The sequence below is a fragment of the Rhodococcus ruitaii genome (assembly GCF_055230935.1).
Window position 1 is genome coordinate 594,477 of the sequence record NZ_JBUYWC010000003.1, and the last position, 24,435, is coordinate 618,911.

Annotated in this window: 19 protein-coding genes and 3 pseudogenes; 11 read left to right on the plus strand and 11 right to left on the minus strand. The window is 63.1% G+C overall.

The annotated features are described in order from the left end of the window. The 4 genes and pseudogenes from ACZI8W_RS05690 to ACZI8W_RS05705 all read right to left on the minus strand — a co-directional run bounded on the left by ACZI8W_RS05690 (position 1) and on the right by ACZI8W_RS05705 (position 2,958). The gene (locus ACZI8W_RS05690) at positions 1-642 is read right to left on the minus strand and encodes a Dabb family protein (protein WP_463367510.1); all 642 of its coding nucleotides are present in this window, start codon (positions 640-642) and stop codon (positions 1-3) included. After that, positions 635-982, minus strand: coding sequence for a hypothetical protein (locus ACZI8W_RS05695; RefSeq protein ID WP_463367511.1), 348 nt, complete (start codon positions 980-982; stop codon positions 635-637). The genes ACZI8W_RS05690 and ACZI8W_RS05695 overlap by 8 nt, the downstream gene beginning before the upstream one ends. Positions 983-1,156: 174 nt before the next feature. Next, positions 1,157-1,404 (minus strand): annotated as a pseudogene (locus ACZI8W_RS05700) (3-ketosteroid-9-alpha-hydroxylase); the annotation flags it as partial. A 63-nt stretch (positions 1,405-1,467) separates the two neighbouring features. Continuing rightward, complete coding sequence (locus ACZI8W_RS05705; RefSeq protein WP_463367512.1) at positions 1,468-2,958, minus strand: MFS transporter; 1,491 nt, start codon at positions 2,956-2,958, stop codon at positions 1,468-1,470. A gap of 227 nt (positions 2,959-3,185) precedes the next feature. Between ACZI8W_RS05705 and ACZI8W_RS05710 the strand changes: the two are divergent. Then, positions 3,186-4,642: pseudogene (locus ACZI8W_RS05710) on the plus strand (FAD-dependent oxidoreductase). 267 nt (positions 4,643-4,909) lie between these two features. After that, positions 4,910-5,428 (plus strand): hypothetical protein, encoded by a 519-nt coding sequence (locus ACZI8W_RS05715; protein WP_463367513.1) that lies wholly within the window; start codon positions 4,910-4,912, stop codon positions 5,426-5,428. A gap of 321 nt (positions 5,429-5,749) precedes the next feature. On the opposite strand, the gene ACZI8W_RS05720 is transcribed toward ACZI8W_RS05715, so the two are convergent. The 3 genes from ACZI8W_RS05720 to ACZI8W_RS05730 form a co-directional block, all read right to left on the minus strand. Beyond that, the gene (locus ACZI8W_RS05720; protein ID WP_463367514.1) at positions 5,750-7,279 is read right to left on the minus strand and encodes an MFS transporter; all 1,530 of its coding nucleotides are present in this window, start codon (positions 7,277-7,279) and stop codon (positions 5,750-5,752) included. A 1,806-nt stretch (positions 7,280-9,085) separates the two neighbouring features. After that, positions 9,086-10,387, minus strand: a complete 1,302-nt coding sequence (locus ACZI8W_RS05725) for an NtaA/DmoA family FMN-dependent monooxygenase (RefSeq protein WP_463367515.1) — start codon at positions 10,385-10,387, stop codon at positions 9,086-9,088. Between the two features lie 311 nt (positions 10,388-10,698). After that, positions 10,699-11,577 carry a phytanoyl-CoA dioxygenase family protein gene (locus tag ACZI8W_RS05730; RefSeq protein ID WP_463367516.1) on the minus strand — a complete coding sequence of 293 codons (879 nt, stop codon included), beginning with the start codon at positions 11,575-11,577 and terminating at the stop codon, positions 10,699-10,701. A 294-nt stretch (positions 11,578-11,871) separates the two neighbouring features. On the opposite strand from ACZI8W_RS05730, the gene ACZI8W_RS05735 reads away from it, so the two are divergent. The 4 genes from ACZI8W_RS05735 to ACZI8W_RS05750 all read left to right on the plus strand — a co-directional run bounded on the left by ACZI8W_RS05735 (position 11,872) and on the right by ACZI8W_RS05750 (position 17,275). Continuing rightward, on the plus strand, positions 11,872-12,456 hold the full coding sequence (locus tag ACZI8W_RS05735) for a TetR/AcrR family transcriptional regulator C-terminal ligand-binding domain-containing protein (protein WP_463367546.1): 585 nt from the start codon (positions 11,872-11,874) through the stop codon (positions 12,454-12,456). Positions 12,457-13,094: 638 nt separating this feature from the next. Beyond that, on the plus strand, positions 13,095-14,264 hold the full coding sequence (locus tag ACZI8W_RS05740) for an MFS transporter (protein ID WP_463367517.1): 1,170 nt from the start codon (positions 13,095-13,097) through the stop codon (positions 14,262-14,264). A 710-nt stretch (positions 14,265-14,974) separates the two neighbouring features. Then, positions 14,975-15,790 (plus strand): SDR family NAD(P)-dependent oxidoreductase, encoded by an 816-nt coding sequence (locus tag ACZI8W_RS05745; RefSeq protein WP_463367518.1) that lies wholly within the window; start codon positions 14,975-14,977, stop codon positions 15,788-15,790. Between the two features lie 60 nt (positions 15,791-15,850). Next, complete coding sequence (locus tag ACZI8W_RS05750; protein WP_463367519.1) at positions 15,851-17,275, plus strand: SDR family NAD(P)-dependent oxidoreductase; 1,425 nt, start codon at positions 15,851-15,853, stop codon at positions 17,273-17,275. A gap of 62 nt (positions 17,276-17,337) precedes the next feature. Here the strand turns inward: ACZI8W_RS05750 and ACZI8W_RS05755 are convergent. After that, a pseudogene (locus tag ACZI8W_RS05755) lies at positions 17,338-18,267 on the minus strand (IS256 family transposase); the annotation flags it as partial. Further along, positions 18,206-18,409: a hypothetical protein gene (locus ACZI8W_RS05760; RefSeq protein WP_463367520.1), complete on the minus strand. Its 204-nt coding sequence runs from the start codon at positions 18,407-18,409 to the stop codon at positions 18,206-18,208. The pseudogene ACZI8W_RS05755 and the gene ACZI8W_RS05760, both read right to left, overlap by 62 nt. A 577-nt stretch (positions 18,410-18,986) precedes the next feature. Between ACZI8W_RS05760 and ACZI8W_RS05765 the strand changes: the two genes are divergently transcribed. Both ACZI8W_RS05765 and ACZI8W_RS05770 read left to right on the plus strand, forming a co-directional pair. Then, positions 18,987-19,202 (plus strand): hypothetical protein, encoded by a 216-nt coding sequence (locus tag ACZI8W_RS05765; protein ID WP_463367521.1) that lies wholly within the window; start codon positions 18,987-18,989, stop codon positions 19,200-19,202. A gap of 15 nt (positions 19,203-19,217) precedes the next feature. Next, positions 19,218-19,565 carry a hypothetical protein gene (locus ACZI8W_RS05770; RefSeq protein WP_463367522.1) on the plus strand — a complete coding sequence of 116 codons (348 nt, stop codon included), beginning with the start codon at positions 19,218-19,220 and terminating at the stop codon, positions 19,563-19,565. A gap of 115 nt (positions 19,566-19,680) precedes the next feature. Here the strand turns inward: ACZI8W_RS05770 and ACZI8W_RS05775 are convergent, their stop codons facing one another. Beyond that, a complete protein-coding gene (locus tag ACZI8W_RS05775) occupies positions 19,681-20,073 on the minus strand; it encodes a VOC family protein (RefSeq protein WP_463367523.1) in 393 nt (130 codons plus the stop codon). Between the two features lie 350 nt (positions 20,074-20,423). Between ACZI8W_RS05775 and ACZI8W_RS05780 the strand changes: the two genes are divergently transcribed. From ACZI8W_RS05780 to ACZI8W_RS05790, 3 genes are all read left to right on the plus strand, one after another. Next, a complete protein-coding gene (locus tag ACZI8W_RS05780; protein ID WP_463367524.1) occupies positions 20,424-21,230 on the plus strand; it encodes an SDR family NAD(P)-dependent oxidoreductase in 807 nt (268 codons plus the stop codon). 301 nt (positions 21,231-21,531) lie between these two features. Beyond that, the gene (locus ACZI8W_RS05785) at positions 21,532-21,993 is read left to right on the plus strand and encodes a transposase (protein WP_463367525.1); all 462 of its coding nucleotides are present in this window, start codon (positions 21,532-21,534) and stop codon (positions 21,991-21,993) included. Beyond that, a complete protein-coding gene (locus tag ACZI8W_RS05790) occupies positions 21,993-23,030 on the plus strand; it encodes an IS3 family transposase (RefSeq protein WP_463367526.1) in 1,038 nt (345 codons plus the stop codon). The genes ACZI8W_RS05785 and ACZI8W_RS05790 overlap by 1 nt, the downstream gene beginning before the upstream one ends. 365 nt (positions 23,031-23,395) lie before the next feature. Here ACZI8W_RS05790 and ACZI8W_RS05795 read toward each other — a convergent pair whose 3' ends face one another. Then, positions 23,396-24,241: an aspartate/glutamate racemase family protein gene (locus tag ACZI8W_RS05795; RefSeq protein WP_463367527.1), complete on the minus strand. Its 846-nt coding sequence runs from the start codon at positions 24,239-24,241 to the stop codon at positions 23,396-23,398. Between the last annotated feature and the right edge of the window lie 194 nt (positions 24,242-24,435).

The following is a 24,435-nucleotide window of genomic DNA, read 5'->3' on the forward strand; positions in this document are numbered from 1 at the left end:
CTATTCGACGACGATGTCGTCGACGGTGCAGAACGTGTGACAGACGCGATCACGTATCACCGACTCGGGGCATTCGGGGTCGAACCAGCGGTCGACGACACTCCAATGCACGGGGTGGTTCAAGTATTGCCCCATGAGTGCGGCGTGGTCGGTGAACTCCTGCTCCCAGACGTGTGTCCACTCGGTGCTGCCGACGCTGTCGGTGACTCGGCTCAGGCGCCACGCGGCCATCGAAGACATGTAGTTCGGCATCTTCAACAGATCGCGTTCGAACTGCTCCACGGAGTCAGCCGGGGTATCAGGATCCACTCGTATCAGCAAGGCGCGGTATATGGTTCGAGGTTCGCCTACGCGTGTCTGCGCCGAACGCGCGGCATATCCGATCCCGTCGACCCTGACCGTGATGGGACCACGAAGTGCCGCATCGAGTTCGGCGGTATAGCAGGCAGCATCCTCGGCCGATGGGAACTGGAGGTGGACAAGTGCGTCCCCCCCATTGATCACTCCGGGAAGGGTAGGCGCGACGAGATGCCGGAGTGCGCCGAAATCCTTGACTGCGATTCGGACGGTCTCGATGTACTCGGCGCGATCCGAGGCGTCGGCGGACGCGGCAAGATGCACGACTCTGGTCACGCTATACATCGGAAAGCCTTTCGACATCGCCGGATTCGGCGGCCATGGTGCGCGAGCGTTCGATGACCAGGTTGTCCATTCTCGTCCACCATCGACCCAGATCTGGATCCCGCCGGCCCTGTCGGGTCATCTGCCACCAGGATTCGACCCCATCCACAGTCCAGGTGATCGTGACGACGTTGGTTTCCTCGTCGGACCAGATCGGTGGGCTCACGAGAATCCGATCGAGGGTCATCCCCCGCCCGCGTCCACCCGGTGCGTACTCCGCGATGTACTTGTCGACGAACGCGCGCGCACATCCGGCCTTCGTGACCACGCGGTCGACCACAAATATCTTCTCGTCAGCCATATCGAAACCCTACGATCCGGCAGCACGTATCCGTAGGCGATCTCCCGCTTCGCGGGATGATTTTGTGGATAGAAATAGGCAGGTCCACACTGCTTCCGTGTGGACTGCCCTTGAAACGTCGTGTCAGCGCGCTGCGTGCGCTTCGGCCTCCATCTTCGCCAGGTTCTCGTCGAGCTACTGCTTCCAACTCGACACTGCCCGGGTTGTGTCGAGCTCGAATTCGAAGCATGTGGTCATGTCGTCCGTGACGGCCTCGACGTCGGCGTAGAACTGGCTGTACCAGCGGGCGGAGCTGGTACACCGGACCGTCCTCCTCGGACAGCAGCGGGTTGTCGATCGCAGTCTTGTTCTTTCCAGACCTCGATATCCTGTTCGAAGCCGAATTCCACACCTGCGGCGAACTGGGCGGCCATCTCATCGGCCTCTGTGTCGGTCAGGTCGGGGAGCGTACAGTGAGTCTCCCGCTGGTCGGAACAGGCTACTGGTCAGGCGGGAGCGGCCGACATGTCGGCACCGTTCTCGTCCACCGCGTCAGCGACGGTGCTTGTCTCCTGCTTCGGGCGGCCGATGAACAGGCAGATAGCCGCCACCACGAGCGAACACAGAATGAACCACCCCACCGCAAGGTTGAACGACGTCAGCGTGGGCATCGTCGTTCCCGGCACGGTCCACAGGGAGAGCATGACCGACACGATGGCCACGCTCACCGCTGAGAACGCCTGTCGGGCAGTGGTCAGCACGCCCGTCATCACACTCGTGACGTTCTCGGGGACCGACTCGATGACGATCTTCGGGTATCCGGTGTATGCGAATGCCGTTGCCACTGCGGCGACGACGAACACACCGATCATGACGGCGAGTGACTTGTGACCGATGAGGATCATCAGATTGGCGACGGCGAACAGCGCAGCCCCGACGAAGAATGCGGTCCGGCCGCCCCAGCGTCCTGCGACCAGCCCTGCAATCGGAGACGCGGCGAACCCAACGATGGCACCGATGCCACCTATCAGGCCCGCGACGGTCGCGGACACTCCGAGTCCGATGGGCAACGAGGTCGGAGCCTGGAGAACCATCGGAGTAACGATCTGTACGGCCCCGACGGGACCCAGAGCGAGTACCGACAACGCGACCAGATTGAGAGTCATTCGCTTGGTGGCGAGTACCCGAAGTTTGACGAGGGGCTCTTCCTGACGGAGTTCCCACGCGGTCCACACGGCGAGGATCGCAATGCCTCCGATGATGAGCCCGACGACACCGGGACTTGTCCAGCCCCATGCGGGTCCTTGGGTGATGCCGTACAGGAGTGCGATCAGGCCCGGCGTCAGCAGGGCGGCGCCCAGATAGTCGAATCGTGGCAGGTCTGTGCGCGTATGAGTTCCGGGAAGGACGAGTACGGCCACGACCGACGCGACGACAGCGAGAACGGCGGCGAAGACGAAGATCATGTGCCAGTCCGCAACATCGAGCAGTACTCCTGCGATGAAATAGCCGCCCGATCCGGCGAGAAGCGCTGCTCCGCCGATATATCCGATGGCGAGGGCCACCTTCCCCGGAGGCAACAGCTCGCGTGCAAGGCCATAACAGAGCGGCAGGATCGCGCCTGCAGCGCCCTGCACACCCCGGCCGATGATGATTGCACCCATAGAATCACCGAAGACGCTGATCACCGAACCGAGCGTCGAGACCAGCATGGCGATGATGAGAACCTTCTTGCGTCCGTACATGTCGCCGAGGCGGCCACCGACGAGCGCCGTCGTCGCGCCCACCAGCATGTAGGCAGTCACCGCCCACCCGGTGGTCGACGCGGGCGCATCGAAGATCTCGCCGAAGCGAGGCAGGGCAATGAAGATCATTCCGGCCTCGAATGCGCTCACACATTCTGCGAGGACCAGGGCCGCTATGACCAAGGCCGCCGATTTCGGCACCGCTGCGCCGTCGAGGTGACCGGCGGGCGAGCGAGTTGAAGGATCGGACATCGATTGTTCTCCTGAGTCGAGATGGGTGTATTTCGGTGCCGCGAGCGGTGACGCCGTGGTGTCGACTGCGAATCACACTGAGCAAAAACGATTGGACAGAAGTGTTGTAGGTCACTGATGCGATTGCCTCGTTCATAGACCACTGGGTGGGAGGTTCTCTCCCGGTGGGCATTCTCGCGGTGAGACCGTGCGGCACCTTGCCGTCTCCCCTTGCCCGAGGAGATTTCATGCTTACCGATACCGTCCGTCCGATTCCCGAATCGGAGATCACTACGTGGGATATCGCCGCTGACGTCGTTGTAGCAGGAGGATATCGGGTCGCGGGCGCTGCAGCAGCCATCGAGGCTGCGCGCGCGGGCGTCGAGGTGCTGGTGCTCGAGCGCTCGGGAGGTTGGGGTGGCGCAGCGTCGATGGCGGGCGGGTTCATCTATCTCGGTGGGGGAACGCCGCTGCAGAAGGCGTGCGGATTCGACGACACGACCGAGAACATGAAGGCGTTCATGACGGCCGCATTCGGACCGGCTGCCGATGAAGCCAAGATCGATCCCTACTGCGAAGGCAGTGTTGATCATTACCACTGGCTGGTCGACGCAGGAGCGTCATTCAAGGAGGAGTTCTGGGTGAGCCCGGCTGGGAACCGGGCAACGACGAAGGGCTGATGTATTCCGGGGGAGAGAATGCGGCGCCCTTCAAAGACGTCATCCTGCCTGCGCCGCGTGGGCATCTTCCGCAGATGGACAACAAGGAGACGGGCGAGCGCGGCGGCGGATACATGCTCATGAAACCGCTCGTCGAGACAGCCGAACGTCTCGGTGTCGAAGCCGAATACGACGTTCGGGTGCAGACCGTCGTGGTCGATGACGACGGTCGCGTGGTGGGTGTGGTCGCGCGACGGTATGGTCGACTTCTCACCGTTCGTGCGCGTCGCGGTGTCGTGCTCGCGATGGGGAGTTTCGCATTCGACGAAGAAATGCTGCGCGACAACGTTCCCGCCCTCGTAGACCGTCCAGGGTCCGCGATCGAGGCGCACGACGGCCGCGCCATCCGGATCGGGCAGGCACTCGGCGCCGCGACAGCCCACATGGATGCAGCAGAAGTGGCCGTCCATACGTTGCCTCAGCTGATGGTCAGAGGAATTGTCGTCAATGCACATGGCCAACGATTCATCACCGAGGACACCTATCCCGGCAGAATCGGGCAGGCGATGCTGTTCCACCAGAACAACGAAGCGTTTCTGATCATCGACCAGCAGACACACGACGAAGCCCTGGGACCGGTATCGGTCGGCCTGCAGCCGAAGTGGGTGTGTGAATCCGCTGCCGAACTCGAAGCAGAGATGGGGCTACCCGGCGGAGCGCTGACCTCTACGTTGGACGTCTACAACATGCATGCTGAGCGCGGATCCGACCCGATGTTCTCCAAGTGCTGGAAATGGCTGAAGCCCATTGGAACTCCGATCGCCGCCTTCGACCTGCGTGGGATGACGAGCGGGTTCCCGTTGGGCGGGTTGAATACGACCGTGGACTCCGAAGTCCTGCATGTTTCGGGAGAGACGATTCCGGGACTCTTCGCCGCGGGACGGTGCACCGCCGGCGTCTGTGCTGGCGAATACGCCAGCGGAGCCAGCCCCGGTGACGGTAGCTACTTCGGCCGCCGCGCAGGCGTCAGTGCTGCACGGAGTTAGGTGTCCGGATACGCACGATGTCGTCGCCTGCTTACCGCGAGTTCCGTTGTCTATCCACGAGTCGTCGTGTCCGAAACCATCGCCCTCGACCGGCCCGGGGATTCCTGAGTGGCGCGGTGTCGGACGTCCAGCATTCGCCCCGAGCTGAGATGTTCCGTACCGGCGAGGAATAGGCCCGGGACCAGAAACCTGCGTGACCGCATGCGGGACGAAATGAATCGTGCGCTGGATAAGACAGACCTGCTGCTGGCCTCAACCCTCTCAGTCTTGGCTCCTCGACCGGACGCGCGAACCGTGCAGGTTCCCGGTGCGGCCTGGACGGCCGGACCGGAGATGACCGACCTGACGCGCGGCTCGTACCCACTCGCCTACTTCTGTAACCAGTTCGTCGCCGCCCAGCGGGCTAATGAGTGGTTCGCAGTGACCGCCCGGATGAACCCGCAGAGCCGGGCGGCGATTGCCTCGATCGACGAGGACGAGCGCGGTGGGTCTCTGACGCCGAGGTCGCAGAAGCCGAGGTCACCATCTTCACGCCGAAATCACGAGCACGTGACCTACCTGCTGGTGATGCGTCGGGTCGCATGGCTGAACCCGGCCGCCCAAGTCGGTCAGGACGAGACGCTCGCCGCCCACCGCCATCACGAGTTCGTCACCGACTCGACCCTGACCACACTCGAAGCCGATGCCCGCACCGCGACCATGCGATCGTCGAGTAGGTCACCGTTCAAATACGGCCCACTCGCACACCTGCCATCGGGAAGCACGCGGCGAACGTGGCGTGGCTGACGCACGCGGTGATCGCGTTCAACCACGCCCGCGCCGTCGGCGGCCCTGCTCACCCACCTGATCACCATCCCGGCCGGATCACGTCGCCCGGACGCAGACTGAACCAGCATCTGTCAAACGGGTGGTGGCCGTCGGAGAGGGCCTGGCACAACCTCTTCGGCACCGACACCATTACCACCTGACCACCCGGCTGGACGGGGTACGACCGGAGACCGCAGTGGAGGGCCGGACAGACCGGCAGACCAGCCCGTGCCCGAAGGACGTCACCCCACCAGCATCCGGCGGGAGAATCGTTTGGAATCAACGACGGTGGATCAGGGCTCAGAGAGTGTCCGCTACCGGGTCTGTTGAGCTGAACGGTTCCTTGGACGGGGGTGGCTCGACGGCATCTGGGGAGTCGTTGCGGGACTTTCGATATGCGAGGAGCCCTGCGCACACCATGGCCGCGACCCAGCACAGAACGAACACCCATGCAGTTGCCGTGAACGCGCCGAGTGACGGGATCTCGCTGACCGGGTCCGTTCCCGCGGTCAGGATACTGCCGACCATCGAGATTCCGACGGCACCGGCGATGGCTTGCAGAATCAGGTTGATGCCGGAGGCCGGTCCGGCATCCTGATCGGAAACCGAGCTCAGAATGAGATTCATGACCGACACAATCAGCACCCCTCCCGCCGCTCCATTGAGAAGGGTTGAGAGATAGACGTGCCAGACTTGGGTGTGCGCGAGGAGGAACACCACAGCGGCCGCACCGACCAGCACCCCGGACACCAGGCACATAACCCTCGGCCCGAAGATGACATCCAACTTGGCCGCAAGAAGAGAGGCAGCGGCACCGATCACCCCCTTGGCCAACATCAGATAGTTGACCTGGCGCAAGTCGAAGCCGACCCCGTAGCCAACCGCCTCGGGTATCACCACATAGTACGCAATCATGAAGGTGAATCCGTAGGCACAGACCAAGCCGAAGAGAGTCATCGCGCCGGAGAGGTAGACCGACGGCTGTCCCAGAACGCGGAGCGACACGGTCGGCACGGCACCCCGCGTCTCGACACGCTTCTCGACCAGCACCCAGGCTACGAGTCCAACCACGCCGCAGGCAAGGAGCAAGACTGTCAAACTGGAGCTCCAGCCCCACTCGGAGCCCTTGCTGAACGCCGCGAGCAGCGCACCGACCGCTATTGCGAGCAAGGTGCAGCCGGCCCAGTCGACGCGACCGCCGACTACGATCCTCGATTCGGGTATCACAAGCCGAGCGAGAATGAGGCTGACGGCAGAGACGATCGAGCATGCCCAGAAGACCCACGAGTAGCCGAGGGTCTGGACGATCGGACCAGAGACCAGATTGGACAACGCGATGGCAGCGAGAAGTGAGCTACCCATCAGCCCGACGCCCATCGACTGCCTAGACCCTTCGAGGTACTCGCCAATCAACGCGTAGCCGAGCGGGAACGTTCCGTATCCGATTCCGGCAAGGCACATGCCCAGGATCATCATGCCGACGCTCGCTGCGGTGGCCGCGATGACATTGCCTGCTACGGAGACACACAACACGGCGATAAGCACACGACGGGCGCCGTACAGCTCGCCGAGCTGAGCCGCAAGTGGGATGGTCACGGCCGAGGCGATGAGGGTACCGATACTCAGCCAACTGATGGTGGCCGGGGAGGCATTCAAGTTCTCGCCGAGGAACGGGATCACACTGTTGAGCATCGTCAGCGGGATCGACGTTGCGATCGTAGTGAAGGCGAGTGTCAGAACGAAGGTGAGCCAGTTGCGGGGTCCAGAAGCCGCATCCTGCGCGCGGTCTTCAAGTGAATCATCGGTCGCGTCCTCGTGTTCGTCCGTCATGCTCATCTCTCTGGTTGCAGGTGTAATAAGCGGGCAGGTCGGCTAGCGCCTCGACCTGCCGACAACGCCGGTGGCCGCATGGGCCAGCGGGTCACGCATCAATGCATCCGACCGGAAATCAAGAGTCAGGTCGAAATCTTCACGGCAACAACTGAACTCAATGTCAGGTTGACGACGAGACGGCTGGGAGTTTCAGAGAAAGTACCGCAGTACACTTTCATATGCAACAGATGTCAGCGTATCTTGGATCCATTGCAGGTCTTCCATCAGACCTGCGATGAACGCGAAACTCTCGATTACACCACCGCGTACCAATCCTTGACCCGCCGGATTCGCCAGCGGAATCTGCGGCCGGCGTGCGTGTCCTGCGCCAGCGACACGGACTGCTCGAACACCGCGCACGCCAGGCGTGGAAATCTATTGGGATTGGGTCGAACTCGACAACCCCATCCGCCGGGTGTGGGCTGGCGAAGACCAGGGATCCGCTCGTCGGATCGCTGGCCTATTCGGGGTGGCGGCAACGGTGCTCGCCCCGGCGAACGACTCAGCCGCATCTGATCGACGATCGTGACCGCATCGTCCGTAAATTCGGCGATCCGACCCGCGGCTTGTGGTTCGACCGGATGATGTGACGGTCGAGCAGGCAGGCGAGACTCGACACATTCCGCTGGGTGCGCGGAGACACGCTCCTGCGGCCAACCGCAGGCGGGCGGTCGTCGGTGGCCGTCGCCGTCCGCGCGCCTCACGCCGCCACTTGCGCCGCACCGGTGGCCATCACGAAGCCGACACCGCGGCGCGGCAGGCATTGGTCGCCTACCGAGGCAACCGCTACTCGGTGCCATCCGAGCTCGCGGCAGGTAGGTCACCGTGTCCCAGGGTCCTCGGCAGCGAGATGATTGACGTTTTTTACCATCGCCGGTGCTGCAATCGGGGCTCGCTGCGACTGCCGAAGCACAAACTTCGCAACACAAAATCATCGAACACAAAGATGCAGGTGAATCATCCTCTGCTGCAACAACGTCGACCGTCGCAGACGTGGCTGCCTATGCGCGTGCCACCCACGGAAGGAACGCCCCTCGCGCGACCGCCGCACCCACCTCGTCCCCGTGTCGGGTACCGCTCCTATCTCATCACCGCCGCGCCGATCTCGCTGCCCGCTGCGGGACCTCTGCTGCACCCACCACCGCCATCGTGAAGCTCCGGGCGGTCGTCGACTGTGTCGCCGGGTCCTGCTCGTGAAGGGTTGAGATCGACTGCCTCCGAAGCGAACGCGGACGCACCACGAATCGTCTCATTCGATGATCAGGGACGAGTACGTGACTGCGCGGCGCAGGGAGGCGCCGCCCTCGCTCCGTTTAGAGGTCCGCTTGTGCGCGGCCGAGTGGGCGAGTTTGTCGGCCGGGTGAACGCACGGTGTCGGCGCGAGCCATCGGCGCGCGGATGCGAGGACTCCATGCGGGCATGGTCCCCGGCCACGGCCAGGCTGGAAATCGTCATCGTCGAGTCGATCCGGTATCTCGCCCTGCGTGCAGGATTGCTGTGAACCGCTCGACTCAACTCACCCACGCTGGGAACGGCAGCCTCGCTTCATGTCTTGTCTGCACTTGTGCCATCGCGTACTGCTGCATCAGCCAGCGATATACCTCTATTCTTTGGACGAATCTTGGTGTGGTGGTTCGGATCCTGTGCTCTGCAGGGCTCTCCCGCTTTACAATACGATCACACCGTCACATCGGCGGTGGATCCGGGCTCACCAATGCCGGATCGACCCCAACCCGTCAAAGGAAGAGGGATGTGCGACGACGGTCAGAATTCGGCAAGAACTTCCCGGAAGTTCTTGCCGACGTATTCGGTTCGCACAACTCCGGCCCGCTGCAGGGCGGGGACCAACTCGTTCACGAGGGTCGGGAGCTGCTGGTTGTAACCGGAGCCCTCAATCAAGAAGCCGTCGCCGCCCACCTCTGCCATCACCTCGATCATCTTCTCCGCAACCTCTTCGGGGGTGCCGGACAGGAATGAACCACCGCCCCCGCGAGGGCCGGAGAAGATGTCCCGCAACGTCAGACCCTGTTCCCTGCCCACCTTGCGCATCCCGTCCAGGGCGCTGGTATGACCAGCCGCCTCCGCATCATCCGGTACTGGTTTGTCAACGTCGAATTGGGAGAAGTCGATGTCCATCGTCGACGAAGACATGACGATGTTGTGCTCGAAGTCGGCCTGCTTCTTGGCCTCGGACCGCTCCGTCGGGCCATTCCCGGTATGCAGTTCGACGGGGGTAAGGAACATCACCTTGACGCTGTCCGGATCGCGGCCGTTCTCGGCGGCGCGCGCACGGATCTCCGCGCGGTACTCCTTCATCGAGTCAATACCACTGCGCACCATTCCCAGAACGACCTCGGCGTTCTTACCGGCAAACTCACGACCCCGCTTGGATGAACCGGCTTGGCACAGTACGGGCGTGCCCTGCGGGGAACGCAACGTGTTCAAGGGTCCGCGGGACTTGAAGTACTCACCGGCGAAATCAATGGTGCGCACCTTGGTGTGGTCCACGTACGTGCCGGTCTCCGCATCGGCAATCAGGGCACCGTCCTCCCACGAGTCCCACAATTGCCGGGTCAACTCTACATACTCGTCGGCGACGTCGTAACGGACAGTCGGCGGCGGCAATCTGTCGAGCCCGAAATTGGCTGCCGCGTTCTTCTCGCTGGAAGTCACGATGTTCCAGCCTGCGCGTCCGCCCGTCAACGAGTCGATAGTCGAGAACTGTCGTGCCAACAGATATGGCGGATAGAACGTGGTGGACGCCGTCGCGATCAGCCCGATGTGCTTCGTTGCCTGAGCGACCACCGGCAACAACGGCAACGGATCATTCTTCGGCGCCAGCACCGCATGCTTCAGATCCAACTCCATGGAGCCCTGATAGGTGTCTGCCACCACGGTGGTGTCTTCGAACAGCATGAAGTCGAACTTCGCGGCCTCCAGCTGCTTGGCCAACTCGCTGTGGTACGAGCCATCAGCCCACTGGGAACCGAAGCCGCCGGGATCGTCCGGCCACGAGGTGGCGCCGAACTTCGTGAAGTAGCCCAAGTGGAACTTTTTGTGCGCCATGTGAGTTTCTCCTCGGTATCGTGAGTCAGTTCGCTGACGCCGTGCGCATGTGCCGGCGGCTCCTGAGGCGGGCTTTGTCCGACGGTCGGACAGACGTGGAACGAGCATCGTGCACCCGCAGCGGCTTACCGGCCGGGTGCTACAAGCACCGAGTTGTGGGAATGCCGCCCACATGTCGGCGCTGCTTGAGTCGCCTGTGCTCGATTGCCCGAAGCTGGGACATCAGAGCTCGAACGGCCTGGTCAGTCCGTGACTGCGGTTGGGATTTCCACGATTGGCGTTGATTTGTCGTGGTGGGAGCTTTGAGCGGGTCAGTGACTGCCCAGGTGGCCGAGCAGCTGTTCCGGAGTCGTCGACCTAGGGGAGTCCGCCGGGTTGGGACTGGTGCAGAACCCCAGCGCGAAGTTCCCCATGGTGTAGCCCAATAGTTCTGTCAGCGCCGAGTCGTTCAAATCCTTGGCGATCTCCGGCGGGCAAGACAAGTACTGGTTCTCCTCTTGGCGCAACCACGACAAGCTGTAGGTGATGGCCATTCCGATGCGCGATGCGTCCGAGCGGTTCTGCCCGCCCGCGTGGATTACGGAGCCGGTGTACAGAACCACCGACCCCCGCGACATCACTGCTTGGGTGAGTTCCTCCGGACGTGCCTCGCGCTCAGGTGCGGTGCCGCCGAACTCCCAGTGCTGGCTTCCTGGTGCCATGACCGTCGCACCGTTCTCCTCGGTGAAATCGGTCAGAGCCCAGATCGCATTGAACTGTGGTTCTACGTCGCGCGGCACCGCCCCGGCGCCCTCGAAGCCGGTGCCGCCGCCTCCCCACACGAATCGGTCACGGTGCAACGGCTGTCCCCCTTGGCCCGGAAGAATCGTAATCAACTGGGTGAGGTTCAACTGGATCCGCTCACAGAACGTCCCCAGCACCGCGTTTGCCGCGGCTAACACGAGCGGGTGAGTTATCACCGGCCGCGACGACGGAGCGCGCGTTACCAGGCCACCGGTTCGCTTCGTCTGTGTTCCGGCCCACTCGTCCGTGCCAGCCTCCGTCTGCTCAATCAGTTGCGCCACATCGCGGTCCAGCGTCGTCAATGCTTCGTCGGACAGCACATCCCGCACTATGCACGCACCGTCACGCTCAATCGCCGCAACAATTTCGTCAACCGAGCAATCTGGCGGCAAAGTTCGCAGTGTCATTCTTCATCCCATCATTTCGTCGCCATCCGAGGCGGACCCTTGTCTCACCGGTCAAGTGCTGAACACCCGGCTTCAGCTGTGCATTTCAGCGTCGCGTCCGAACCGGAGGTCATCCTGAAGGTAGGGCCTTTCATCATTAAAAGCAACACTTCGTCGCTATTGGGGATGACGTTCCTCGGGGTCCGTGACTCACCGTTAGGCTCTTGGCAATGGATCGAGGTGGTGCGTCGCGTTCGGCCGGAACTGACGTCGGGTGCGCGGCCAAGCATTGATGGGGTGAGGCCATTGAGCACAATGTCGCAACGACGGCGCGTGCGTCCCGGAGGGCGCAGCGATCGCATCCGCGAAGCCGTCCTGCGGACCTGCTTGGCCATGCTGGCCGAGGGTAAGGTCGAACTACCGGTGGTCGAAGTGGCAGAACGCTCCGGCGTGAACCGCGCGACGGTCTACCGGTGGTGGCCCACCGCCAGCGACCTGTTGGCCGACGCGCTGAGCTTCCACGAGGCGCAGCGGGGTGACGCCCCCGACACCGGTTCCTGGAGAGAGGACGTCCGCACTTTCGTCATCCAATTTACTTCGATCGCGGCAGACCCGATCGAACGGGGGCTACAGGCCACGATGATCTCCGGACGCTACTCGGACCTCAATGAGAAGTTGAATGCGTGGTCGGCATCCTTCGAACCGGGGTGGTTCGCCATGGTCGGCCGCGCCATCGGTCGCGGGGAGGTGCGCCCCGACGTCGACCCTGTGATGGTGGTGCGCCTGCTTACGGCCACCGCGATGTCCATCGCGTTGTTCAAGCAACGCGAGATGACATCGGAAGAGATCGAGTCGCTGGTCGACCTGGTATGCGATGGCACAATGCTGCCGAGGCAGTGAACAGGGGTTCGCCGTCCGTGGCTCACTCGTCCGACGTGTCCTGTGAAAGATGCTCGCATGGCTCGGACAGGGATACCAGGGAGCGGTGAGCACGTCCCACGATGTGGGAGGGAGGCTGTCGATGGCTGCGCTCCCGAGTGGTGGTCGATGCGAATTGCGTCTGCCAGGGCGTACTGAGCGTCGAGGAAGCGCAAGGGTGGTCCTGGATCAGGTTGTCGCAGTCGCTAACTGGTCGCGGAATAGCGCACGTTACAGGCTCGCGGACGCCGCTGGGTCCGGATCCGCCGGTGATGTGACAGTGTAGGCGTGTCATGAGGCACGAGATCCACTGCGGGGCAGGTGAATCTGATGAACTCCACAGAAATCGTCGGCCACGGAGCAGAGGCATCTCGTAGGTGAAAGCACTCACTCCGACATCCTGCCACGTCTGGTCTCCCGATCAACGGGATGCACACTCTCGTCGATTCCGATCCGGGGCTACGGTGGGTGCGAAATCGATTGTGAGGAGCAATCGACGGTCACGCAACAGGTCGAGAGTGCCGTGGGAACCGTTCATGGTCAGGTGTCTTCGGCCTATTCTCAGCAATAGAGGTGCTGTGCACGTCCGCTCATCGCCCGTCCGACTGGCGTTACTTGCCGTGGCAACGTTCGTCGTCTCGACGAACTCTCTGAATATCGCCGGACTCCTTCCGAATATCGCAGCATCGCTCGATACCTCCATCGGTAGCGTGAGCTACGGGATCACGGCTTACGCATTCGTCGCAGCGCTCTGCGCTCCTCTGTTTGCGTCCGTCTTCTCTCGCCGCTCTCGAACCGCCGTCCTGACAGCCGGCCTCGTCGTCGTTGCCGTCGGCACATTGGTGGCGGCTGCGGCGCCCAGCCTCTCCTGGTTCATCGGCGGTCGTATGATCTCGGCGCTGGGCGCGGCAGCCGTGGTGCCGGTGGCCATGGCAGTAGCGCCGGAGATCGTCGCACCCGAGAAGCGTGGGCGTGCCTTGGCGGCGGTGGGTCTGGGTTTCACGGCCGCATCCGTGCTGGGCGCACCTATCGCGACCACGCTCGCGGCTATGACGGACTGGCGGATCTCGATGGCAATCGTAGCTGGGCTGGCAACTCTGGTGTCACTTGCAATGCTCGGTTTCATGCGAGATCTGCCGACCGGCCACGTGACGGTTGGTCGGGCGCTGCTCACGGTCTTCTCGAATCCGCTTCTCCTGATCGCGTTGGCCGGCAACGTTCTCGCCGTACTGGCTATGGACATCGCGTACATATTCGGTTCCGAAGTGTCGGGCCGAACGGGAACTCCATTGGCGCTCCTGCTGCTGATACTCGGTTTGGCGGCCATCGTTGGTAATCTGGTCGGAGGTCTGCTCAACGACAGATGGGGTCACGGCCCAGTCGGTTTGCTCGGCAGTGCGCTACTGGCATGCACGCTGCTGTTTCTCATGTCCGCCGGGAACAGCTACGCATTGGCCGCTGCCGGGTTTGCGGCATACGGCATGGCCTCGTACTTGGTGATCGTTCCCCGTCAGGATCAACTGATCTCGATCGCGCCGCAGTTGGCCACGGTGTCACTCTCCTGGTTCTCCACCACGAACTATCTCGGTATTGCACTCGCGCCGTTGATCGGAGCACAACTGGTACCCGGTGGTGGTTCGGCCATCGCGCTCGGCGGAGCGGTGGTCGCCTGCCTGGCCCTCGCGCTCTTTTTTCTGGGACTGCAGTTGCAGCGACGAACAGTCCGGCCTACGCCGGTGGTCGTGACCTGCGCCGACGCCGGCAGCCAGGTTACGAGGAGCGGTGAGTGATCGGGGCCGTGTGGCGTTGCTCGGGTTCCGTGGAGTCGCGTCTCGAAATTTGTGCCGAAGTCATGGCCTATTCCCTTGATCGCGGTGGCGAGGCAATATAGGTGAAGGCTTCGGCGAGCCGAAGTCGAGCTGGTAGTCGACCTTCTCGGAGGTGACCGAGAGCGTCGTGGGATCGACGACTCCCAGTCGATCGTCGTGGCGACCGCCGCGCTCGCCGACAGCATCGCGGGATGGCGCTTCAGGTCCAATTCTTTCCGTCTTCGGTGGTGAACAACTCCGCAATGCCCGGATCGAACTCGCCGGTTTCGAAGTTGTAGTCGAGAAGTGCACTGTACACGGCCTGACATGGAGCTACACCGATACCGGTCGCGCAGGTCGCCGGATCGACGGATTGGGATTCGGTACTGAACGCATAGGCCAGGGTTTTGTCAACGACACCTGAATCTTGACCCCTTTCCGGCAACCGAAAATTGACCCCTCTCAGTCGGTGAGGACCGCTAATCCTCGGCGGTGCGACCGTAGAGGAGGCGAAGAGGGTGACAGCGGCGCCGATAGCAAAAAATGGGTGTTCCACTGAGCGGGTGGCCGGATGGTGTGGAATCGATTCATATACGCCTATGGAAGAGAACATTTTTCGAGCTCTTCCTGGCATAGGCGTCTGGCTCGTCGGGGTCGGGTGCGCGCGGCATAGGACGGCGGACAGGAGCATCATGAAGGAACTACGCGGCCGCGTCGCGGTCGTCACCGGCGGCGCCAACGGTATCGGATTGGGTCTCGCGGAGCGATTCTTGCTCGAAGGAATGAAGGTCGTCGTTGCTGATATCAACGAGGAAGATCTTGCGCGGGCAGAGCAGTCGTTGGCTGCCTCGGGTGAGGTGCTTGCGGTGAAGACGGACGTGGCACGAGAAGAGTCGGTCCAAGCGCTCGCCGATGCTGCGGTCGCTCGGTTCGGTGCGGTCCACGTGTTGTGCAACAACGCCGGTGTCGGCGGGACTCAACGCTTCGACACCGTCGGTCAGGCGACGTGGGAATGGACGATCGGAGTCAATCTGTGGGGCGTCGTGCACGGTTGCCGCATATTTCTTCCGATTCTTGCGGCGCAGGATGAGGCGTACATCGTGAATACCGCCTCGATGGCAGGCTTCACGGCGGGCCCGTACCAGGCCACCTACAAGGCGACCAAAGCCGGAGTGGTGGCGTTGTCCGAATGTTTGGCGAACGAGTTCGAGATCGAGTATCCGCACGTGGGTGTCGCGGTGTTGTCCCCGGCGTACACGTCCACATCGATCCGCAATGACGAACGCAACGCCCCTCCCGGGCACATCCCGCGTGCTGTTGCCGATCCGAGCCTCAACGAACGACGCGAATCCGTCTACACCACGCTGGAGCAGGAAGGGATATCCCCCGCGGAGATCGCCGGGATGGTGGTCGACGCGATGGCGGCCCGCAAGACACACATCTTTCCGCACCCCCAATGGTTCGACGTGTGGCAACAGCGGGTGGACAAGGTGCGAGCCCAGATCTGACCTCGGCATTGCGGATCGCAAGATCGATCCGAAACCGCACTTGGCGAAGGAGTTCGAAATATGAAGGAACTTGCGGGACGCGTCGCCGTCGTCACTGGCGGCGCGAACGGAATCGGCCGTGGCCTTGCCACGCGGTTTCTGAAGGAAGGCATGAAGGTCGTCATCGCCGACCTCGACGAGAAAGACCTCGCCGTCACTGCCGCTGAACTCGGGGCGCTCGGCGAGGTTCTCCCTGTCCGGACCGACGTTGCCGACGCAGATTCGATCCGAGCACTCGCCGATGTCACGATGCAGAACTTCGGGGCGGTCCACGTGCTCTGCAACAATGCCGGAGTCGGCGGAATGCAGCGTTTCGCGACGACCAGCTTGGCCACCTGGGAGTGGACGATTGGCGTCAATCTCTGGGGCGTGGTCAACGGCTGTAACATCTTCCTTCCCATCCTGGCTGCTCAGGACGAGGCCTACATCGTCAACACCGCATCGATGGCCGGTTTCACCACTACCGCGCCCCTCCATCCGTACATCGCGTCGAAAGCAGCCGTGACGGCGCTGTCGGAAAGCATGGCCCACGAGTTCGCCACGGAGTACCCGCATGTCGGAGTCGCGGTGCTGTGCCCGGCCTACACTGCAACAGCCATCCGCGACGACGAGCGCAATGCGCCGGCCGGGCATGTGCCGAGAGCACAGGCAGATCCGAAACTCGAGGAACTGCGACAGCAGGTGAACAGCGACATCGACAAGGGTGTATCGACCGAGTACGTGGCGGACCTCGTCGTCGCGGCCATGGCAGCGGGCAAGACCCACATCTTCCCCTCGCCTGAATGGCTGGACTACTGGCAGGACCGCGTCGACAGGGCGCAAGCAACTCGAGTGAAGGCCGTTGATCAGCGTGCTCGGTCAGGGCGAGCACGGTGCCGTCCCTGCCGCGGCGCGGCGATCGGCCTCGGTGGAGGTAGGGGCTACTGCAACGCAATCTGGGCACTCACCGACTTCACCGAGGAGAACGGCGCCACGCGCGTCATCCCGGGCCGCCACAAGGTGGAGTCGAGGGAGTACACACAGGACGACACCGTGCCCGCCGAGATGAAGGCCGGATCGGGGATGATCTTTTCGGGCACACTGTGGCACGGCGGCGGAGCCAACAATTCCGACGCGGTGCGGCGCGCACTGGCCGTCACGACAGCAGTCGGTTGGGTCGCCAGGAGGAGAACCAGTACCTCGCTTGCTCGAGGGAGGTTGCCCGCGCCCTGCCCGAGGATCTACTGCAATACATGGGCTACATGGAGGAATAGTCAAATCCTGTGGATCGGGGGTCGTCAGGCGACCCCGGACACCGAAGTGTTGGGCGAGGGTTCCGGGGTGATGTCGACCGGCCGTTCGAGGGGTTTGCCCTTGTGGAACAGCGCGCCCGCTCGCGCCAGTGCGACCAGCTGCGGGGCATTGACGGCCCGCCACCGCGACTGCGCCGCTTCGATCAGCTTGTAGGCCCTCGCCATCCCCGCCGCTCGCGAGCCTGGTCCCTTCGTCACTCTGGTCCTCAAACGAACTGTCGCGAAGGTCGATTCGATCGGATTCGTCGTACGTAGATGCACCCAGTGTTCGGCCGGATACCGGAAGCATTCGAGCAGCACGTCGGCGTCGTCGACGATCTTCTTCACCGCCTTGGGGTACTTCGCGCCGTAGTCCCGTTCGAACGCCGCGATCGCGAGCTGAGCCTTGTCGATATCCTCGGCCCCGATGATCTCCTTCATCGCCGCCAACGCACCCGGATACGCCGACTTCGGAAGTGCAGCAAGAACGTTGGACTGCTTATGGAACCAGCAGCGTTGCTCCCGGGTGTCGGGGAACACTTCCCGCAGCGCCCGCCAGAATCCCAGCGCTCCGTCCCCGATCGCGAGCACCGGGGCCCGCATGCCGCGCTGGCGGCAGTCCCGCAGCAGATCGGCCCAACATTCGGTCGATTCCCGGTGGCCGTCGGTGAGCGCGACGAGTTCCTTACGTTCCGTCGGTCCGCACCCCCAGCATGACCAGCAGGCAGAGTTTTTCCTGCTCGAGACGTACTTTCACATGAATTCCGTCGGCCCACAGTACACGTAGTCGACCTGCGAGAGATCCCGCCGGGCGAAGGCTTTCGCCTCGTCCTGCCACTGCGCGGTCAGGCGGGTGATCGAGGCCGGCGACAGGCCCGCACCGGAACCGAGGAACTGCTTGAGCGCGGGCCCGAAGTCGCTGGTCGACAGGCCGTGCAGATACAGCAGCGGCAACACCTCGGACACCAGGGTGGACTTGCGGGCCCAGGCCGGCAGGATCGCGGAGGCAAACTTCTTGCGCGTGCCGGTGGCGGGGTCGATGCGCTTGTCGTTGACCCGCGGCGCCTTCTCCGACACCGCACCGGCGGCGGTCATCACGTCGCGTTCAGCGTGGTAGCCCATTGCGCACCACCAGTCGGTGGCCGTGGTCGTCGACTGCACCGGCATGTCGGGCGATATAGTCGGCGACCTCGGCCTGCAGGGCTGCGGCGAGCATCTGCCGGGCCCCGTCGCGGACGATCTCATCGAGCAGCGACCGGCCTGCGCCGGCCTCGTTCGGGTCCTGGTCTTCGTGTACTACCGTGAGCACGGGCGTGCCTTCCCGCCAGCGCGCCAACGCTGGTCTTGATCAGATTCCTGTAACTTCGTCGATCATCATCCGGGAAGGTGCGCCCTCCCGGGATCCACAGGTTCTGATCATTGCTCCAACTGTCGAGCGTCATCCGATGATTCCCGTTGCGCCCGCCATCTTTGATCGAGAACTACTACACACCAGCGGAGATCGATACACTATTCTCGGTGATTCGTTCGAATGGTCCGTGGCGCCTGATCCTTGCGCACCACTTCTCATCCACTGAGGAATACCTGGCGATCTCGGGTGGTAGAGACCGGAAGCCCGACGCGAAGCTGTCGGACTTCGTGGCACCGGTCTTCCGAAGCTTTCTCGGAAACGAGGGCGTCGTCTTCCACCCCGAACTGCAGGAAATCTACCTCGGGAGCAAGCTTCTCGACACCGCGAAGTCACTTCACGGGGCGAAGTACGGCATGGTGCACAACCTTCTGTTCAACGTGTGCGGGCCGTCCCACAGCTTCGATGCCGGTCACTTCGACGCTGCGGTGTTCCGCGGTATGGGCTGTTCAACACGCCGATCTGGCTGCTGGCGATCATGTCCAAGTGCGGTCTCTTCGACGAGTGGGAGGTCAAGTCGGCGCAGGTCCTCACTTATTTCAGCAAGTCCGATGTGGATGGTGGCTTCACCTACTGGCCCGACGGTCCGGACGAGGACCCGGCGCGGATCGCGGCACCGTTCTGGAACACAGCGTTCCTCACCGACAACTCGCGGATGTACCACCGCCGGGAGGCAAACGGGGCCAGGGACTAACGCGACTACCCTGAGTTGGACATCACGACCGAGCTACATCCGGTCGGCGACGATGAATGGTCTGTCCGTAACGGCGACAAAGAGATCAGACGATTCGGTGTGGACGAAATGCGGATGCTCGTGCATTACACCTCGTTGTTGCTCGACGATCTCGATGATGTCAAGCGCTACCAGGATCACACCGACGACCTGACCCGCGAGAAGGTCTTCGGACTGTTGATCGACGGCATGCGTAGCAAGGGAGCTACGGTCGGGGAGCCGAGCGACCCGATGAACAACGCTGCCTTCGTGGCGCAATTGACCGACTTCTACAGCATGGCAACACGCCGGTATCCGGCCGAAGCCCCGGTGGACGTGCAGTGAGCAGGAATCGCTGACGTGCCACCCCACCCGGCCCCGAACTCGTGGCGGGTGGGGAGGACGGCAATCCGACCGCTGAAGTCCCCGTAACCTTCCCGAATGCAATGTCCTTCTTCGTCTACAGATTTTGTGCGATCTCGATGAGGTGACCCTCTGGATCTTTCACGAAGGCCACGGCGAAACCGAGGTCCGTCATCCGCTCGATCGGAGTCTCGACGGATCCTCCTGCCGCCTCGACGACACGCACCGCGGCCTCGATGTCGGGAACATTGAATCCGAGGACGGACTCGCCCGGTGTGGGAGTGGGGCGCTCGATGTAGCGCCACACGGTCAGGGACGAATCATCGCCGCGCCCGCTGGTGAGGATTATCTCCTCGACGGCATTGGAGCCTTCTCCGATTGCGAGCCGGTTCTTCTCCGTCATGCTGAATGCCGCACAGTAGAAGTCGGCCTGCTTTTCGATGTCGTCGACGAAGATTTTGGCGAAGGCGAACCGATTACTGTTGTACATGAGCATCCTCGGTGTGTTGAGGTGGATCGGTCGTCCGGAACAGTGGATCTTCCTCCATCTCAGCAATTTTCGCCATGATCGACAATGGGAGATTCCTTTGAGCGGCCGACATCGGTCGGTACTTGTCGACCGAGGAGCGAACTCGTCCAGGAGGGAATCAGCGTCCGGGTCTCACGCAGACGGGACGTCAGCAAATCGATCGAAGAGGGATCTGGCGGCTTGCGGCGGCGACGATCCACTCACTGCGCTTGCCCACTGAGTGGGAGGATCACACCTCGGGGTTTGCGGCCCTCAGCATAGTGGAAGTCGGGCTCGTTCGACCCTAGCTCGCCGACACAGGAGAATCTCGCATGACACAGCTCCAGCGCTACTCAGGCCGCCGGACCCTCATCACTGGCGGTGGTTCCGGGATCGGGCAGGCGAGCGTTCTGCGCCTTCTCGCCGAGGGCGGCCGGGTCGTTGCCGCCGATATCAGTAACGACGGGCTGAAGGACACCGTCAACAAGGCGGGCGATGCCGCCGACCGGCTGCATCCCGTAGTAATGGACATCGGTGACGAGGAGTCGGTGCGCGCCGGGGTAAGCGCAGCAACCACGTGGCTCGGCGGGCTCGACACCCTGGTCAACGCGGCGGGCGTACTGCGTTCGGCGCATTTCGAGCACACCACGCTCGCCGACTTCGAACAGGTGCTGCGCATCAATCTGGTGGGGACCTTCCTGGTGACCCGTGAGTCCATCGCTGCTCTCCGCGAGGGGAGTGGACCCGCGGTGGTCAATTTCAGCTCCACTTCGGCAATGTTTGCGCACCCGTACATGTCGGCATACGCGGCGTCGAAGGGTGGCATACAAGCGATGACGCACGCCCTGGCGCAGGAGTACAGCAAGCAAGGCATCCGCTTCAATGCTGTGCAGCCGGGTTCGATCTCTTCGGGAATGACCGATGGGAGCGGGGATGCCAAGCAGAGCATCGGGCCCGGTCTGCCTGATGACGCGGATCTTGGTCTCTTCGCAAAAGCAACTCCGGCGCTGGCGCTCGCCGATGACGCGATCTTCGCCGGTCCTGATTCGGTCGCCTCGGTGGTTGCGATGCTCGGTTCGCCCGACGCCTACTTCATCACTGGCACTGAGGTGCGGGTCGATGGCGGCTCGCATATGTGATTCGCCTCGAGGTTGGTTCACGTGTGGCGATGGGGATGTCTACACGGATATACCGTCGGCTTGGGTCTGACGTGCCGTCCTTTGTCAGGCAGGTGCCAGTCCAACCTGGAGGTGGAGGCTCCTGATCCAGGCGAATCGAAGAGTTCCCCGGTTGTGCCGGTCGTGCCGAACAGGCATCAGCTCGACGCCTTACGTCGATCGGACGCGTCAAGGTGTTTTCCCTGGCCCCCTATCCGCCAGACTGAAGTGAGACACCCGGTCAGTGCGGAATGAGGCTGGGGCTTGGATAGGAGTTCCCAGCATGACCATCCCGAGCACTACGACCACCGGGGCCACCGGACCCTCCGAGACTGCCGAGCTGAAACTCGTCGCTCAGGCAGCCCCGGAAGGGCCGCGGTCCGACCGCGCGAAGCGTCGGTCCTTCACCCCGGATTTCAAGCGCCGGATCGTTGCTGAGTACGATGCGGCCCCCGCCGGTTCCAAGGGCGCTGTGCTGCGCCGGGAGCGGCTCTACGATTCGCACGTGAAGGAATGGCGGGCCGCGATCGCCGCCGGCACCCTGGGCGGATCGAAGAAGTCCGGACGCCCGCCGCGAAGCCCGGAGCAGGCCCGCATCGCCGAACTGGAACGTGACCTGGCCAAGGCCGAGGCGGAGTCTGCACGCAAGGACCAGGTTCTCGCCGACCGTGAGGCCGCCCTGGAGGTCCTGGGAAAAGGTGTCGCGTTCTTGGAAGCACTCTCGCAGCAGGGCCGAAGCCGATGATGGCCCGGTCGCTGTGGCGCACCTGGCAAGCCGAGACCGCCACAGCGTTGACCGAGCTGCTCGGCGTGGTGGCCGCCTGCGCCCTGGTGGGCCGGTCCAGGGCCACCCACCACCGGCCGACCAACCCGAAGGCCCGGGCGTGTGGTCCGCACCCGAAGGCCCGCCATCCCGCCGAGCTCAGCGAGGCCGAACGGGAGGCGATCCTGTCGGTTCTCAACGCGGATGAGTACGCCGACCTGTCGGTGGCGCAGGTATGGGCCCGTGAGCTGGACGAAGGGCGCTACTACTGCTCCCAACGCACCATGCACCGAATCCTCGCCGCGGCCGGCCAATCCGGGGAGCGGCGCCGGCAGGCGACCCATCCGCCGAGGACGATTCCCGAACTCGTCGCGACCGCAACAAACGAGGTGTGGTCGTGGGATATCACAAAATTGCGGGGCCCGGCCAAGGGTATTTGGTATCACGCGTACGTCGTCCTGGACATCTTCTCCCGCTACGTCGTGGGCTGGCGCATCGAGACCATCGAGGACGGCGATCTCGCCGCCGACCGCGTCGCTGAGGCGATCACCACACAGGGCACCGCGCCCGGGTATCTGCACGCCGACGGTGGGGCAGCGATGACTTCCAAGCCGTTGTCCTCGCTACTTGTCGACCTGGATATCACCCGATCGCACAACCGGCCGCGGACCAGCAATGACAATCCGTACAGCGAGTCCCAGTTCAAGACGATGAAGTACGTGCCCGACTATCCCGACAGGTTCGCCTCGATCGGTGAGGCGCGGGCATGGATGACCGAGTTCACCACCTGGTACAACCACGAACACCGCCACTCCGGGATTGGACTGCACACCCCCGCCAGCGTCCACTACGGCACCGCCAGCGACGTCCGGGCCCGGCGCCAGACTGTGCTCGACGCCGCCTACCACGCCCACCCAGAAAGGTTCAGCCGACGACCGCGCCCGCCGAAGCTGCCCGAGCGGGCCGCCATCAACGATCCCGCCAGACGAGCCGAAACTAGCTACGTTCCAACACCCTGAGACGTCTCATTTGATTTGACACGCTCCGTCACCCCGCTGGCCTGCGGATCGATCGCCGGTGGCAGTGTACCCGCAACGAAGCGTGACGGGACGCCGGCGCTGGGACCGCCGGTTCTCCTCTGCGGGTTGTCGGTGCAGGGGCAGGTGGCCAGGCGGTGTGCAGGACAGTCCAGGCTGCAGGAACGCTTTCGAGCAGCCACCGGAATCGGTGTGGACCAGCCCTGACCCCGCTCCGCCGCCGGGAAGTTGCGTCAACGCGTCGCCGAGGGCGGCGATGTGGTCGTTCTTGTCGAACGGGGACGCCGACGATCTCACACCGTCGCACAGGCGCGGGCGAGAGCAGTCGGGTCTGCTCGAGCAGGACACTACGCGAAGTAGGGTTTTACGAGGTGGTCACGCACTTCCGGTGCCAGCTGCGAACGGTAGGTCAGCTGCTTGCTGGTCGCCAGTCCGATGCTGCGGTGGAGATCACCGAGCATCTCGGCGGTCTTGATTCCGACTGCGAGGCTTTCCAGGACGGGAACGTCCGTGCCGGAGATCTTGTCGTATCCGGCGAGTGTGAGGCTCCCGAAGAGCGCGCATCCGGTGACGATCACCTCGGCTCCCTCGTCGATGCACTCGAGTGCCACCTTTTCGAAGTCAGGAACGACGTGTTCCCAGACGAATTCGGGAGAATCGAACCAACGGGCACCCTGCCGAACGATCTCTTGGAAAGCATCGCCCGGCGGGACACGGACGGGGCGGCGCGCGATCGCCCGGTTCTCGAGTCCGTACAGACGCAGATTGCGCTCGGCGAGGGGCGTCGACTTGTCGTCGACGCCGATGACGGCGAACCTGGAGCCAAGTTGGCACGCCAGATGCATGGCGGCCTCACTCATTCCCACCACGGGAACCGACACGCTCTCGCGGGCCTCGCGTACGCCCGGGTCGTTCCCGCAACGAATGAAGACGACGTCGCAGTCGTTCTGTTCCGCACCATTGATGACACTACGAACGACTTCGGCGTTGTTGAGCATCTCCAGGTAGCTGTGGGAGGTTCGGTAGGTCGATCGTGGCAGGAAGTGAACATCGACCACGGTGTCGGGGCGGAGTACCTTCTCGTAGACGCGTACCGCGCCTGCATTGATGCGGCTGTATCCGTCTTCGCCATCGGTATCGAATCCAGGCATCCGAGGTGTGTAGATGCTCTGGGCGTGGATCTTGACACTCATACGCTGCTTTCCTCCTCATAACTGGGATCATGTCCGACCGATACGTGTCAGTTTTCGAGCCATGCGCGGGAGAGGTCGATGTCGAGCTGCCAGGACGGGAGTGCGCCCTGCAGGTCGGGGGTCCAGGCGGTGAGGTAGTACTGCTGGCCGTAGATGATGCGGGGGATGTCGGCGTTCCATGCCTGCTGGACCTG

Coding starts and splice junctions, on each gene's coding strand:
- ACZI8W_RS05690 (WP_463367510.1), bottom strand. CDS start 642: ATGTATAGCGTGACCAGAGTCGTGCATCTTGCCGCGTCCGCCGACGCC.
- ACZI8W_RS05695 (WP_463367511.1), bottom strand. CDS start 982: ATGGCTGACGAGAAGATATTTGTGGTCGACCGCGTGGTCACGAAGGCC.
- ACZI8W_RS05705 (WP_463367512.1), bottom strand. CDS start 2,958: ATGTCCGATCCTTCAACTCGCTCGCCCGCCGGTCACCTCGACGGCGCA.
- ACZI8W_RS05720 (WP_463367514.1), bottom strand. CDS start 7,279: ATGACGGACGAACACGAGGACGCGACCGATGATTCACTTGAAGACCGC.
- ACZI8W_RS05725 (WP_463367515.1), bottom strand. CDS start 10,387: ATGGCGCACAAAAAGTTCCACTTGGGCTACTTCACGAAGTTCGGCGCC.
- ACZI8W_RS05730 (WP_463367516.1), bottom strand. CDS start 11,577: ATGACACTGCGAACTTTGCCGCCAGATTGCTCGGTTGACGAAATTGTT.
- ACZI8W_RS05735 (WP_463367546.1), top strand. CDS start 11,872: ATGTCGCAACGACGGCGCGTGCGTCCCGGAGGGCGCAGCGATCGCATC.
- ACZI8W_RS05745 (WP_463367518.1), top strand. CDS start 14,975: ATGAAGGAACTACGCGGCCGCGTCGCGGTCGTCACCGGCGGCGCCAAC.
- ACZI8W_RS05750 (WP_463367519.1), top strand. CDS start 15,851: ATGAAGGAACTTGCGGGACGCGTCGCCGTCGTCACTGGCGGCGCGAAC.
- ACZI8W_RS05765 (WP_463367521.1), top strand. CDS start 18,987: ATGTCCAAGTGCGGTCTCTTCGACGAGTGGGAGGTCAAGTCGGCGCAG.
- ACZI8W_RS05775 (WP_463367523.1), bottom strand. CDS start 20,073: ATGTACAACAGTAATCGGTTCGCCTTCGCCAAAATCTTCGTCGACGAC.
- ACZI8W_RS05780 (WP_463367524.1), top strand. CDS start 20,424: ATGACACAGCTCCAGCGCTACTCAGGCCGCCGGACCCTCATCACTGGC.
- ACZI8W_RS05785 (WP_463367525.1), top strand. CDS start 21,532: ATGACCATCCCGAGCACTACGACCACCGGGGCCACCGGACCCTCCGAG.
- ACZI8W_RS05790 (WP_463367526.1), top strand. CDS start 21,993: ATGGCCCGGTCGCTGTGGCGCACCTGGCAAGCCGAGACCGCCACAGCG.
- ACZI8W_RS05795 (WP_463367527.1), bottom strand. CDS start 24,241: ATGAGTGTCAAGATCCACGCCCAGAGCATCTACACACCTCGGATGCCT.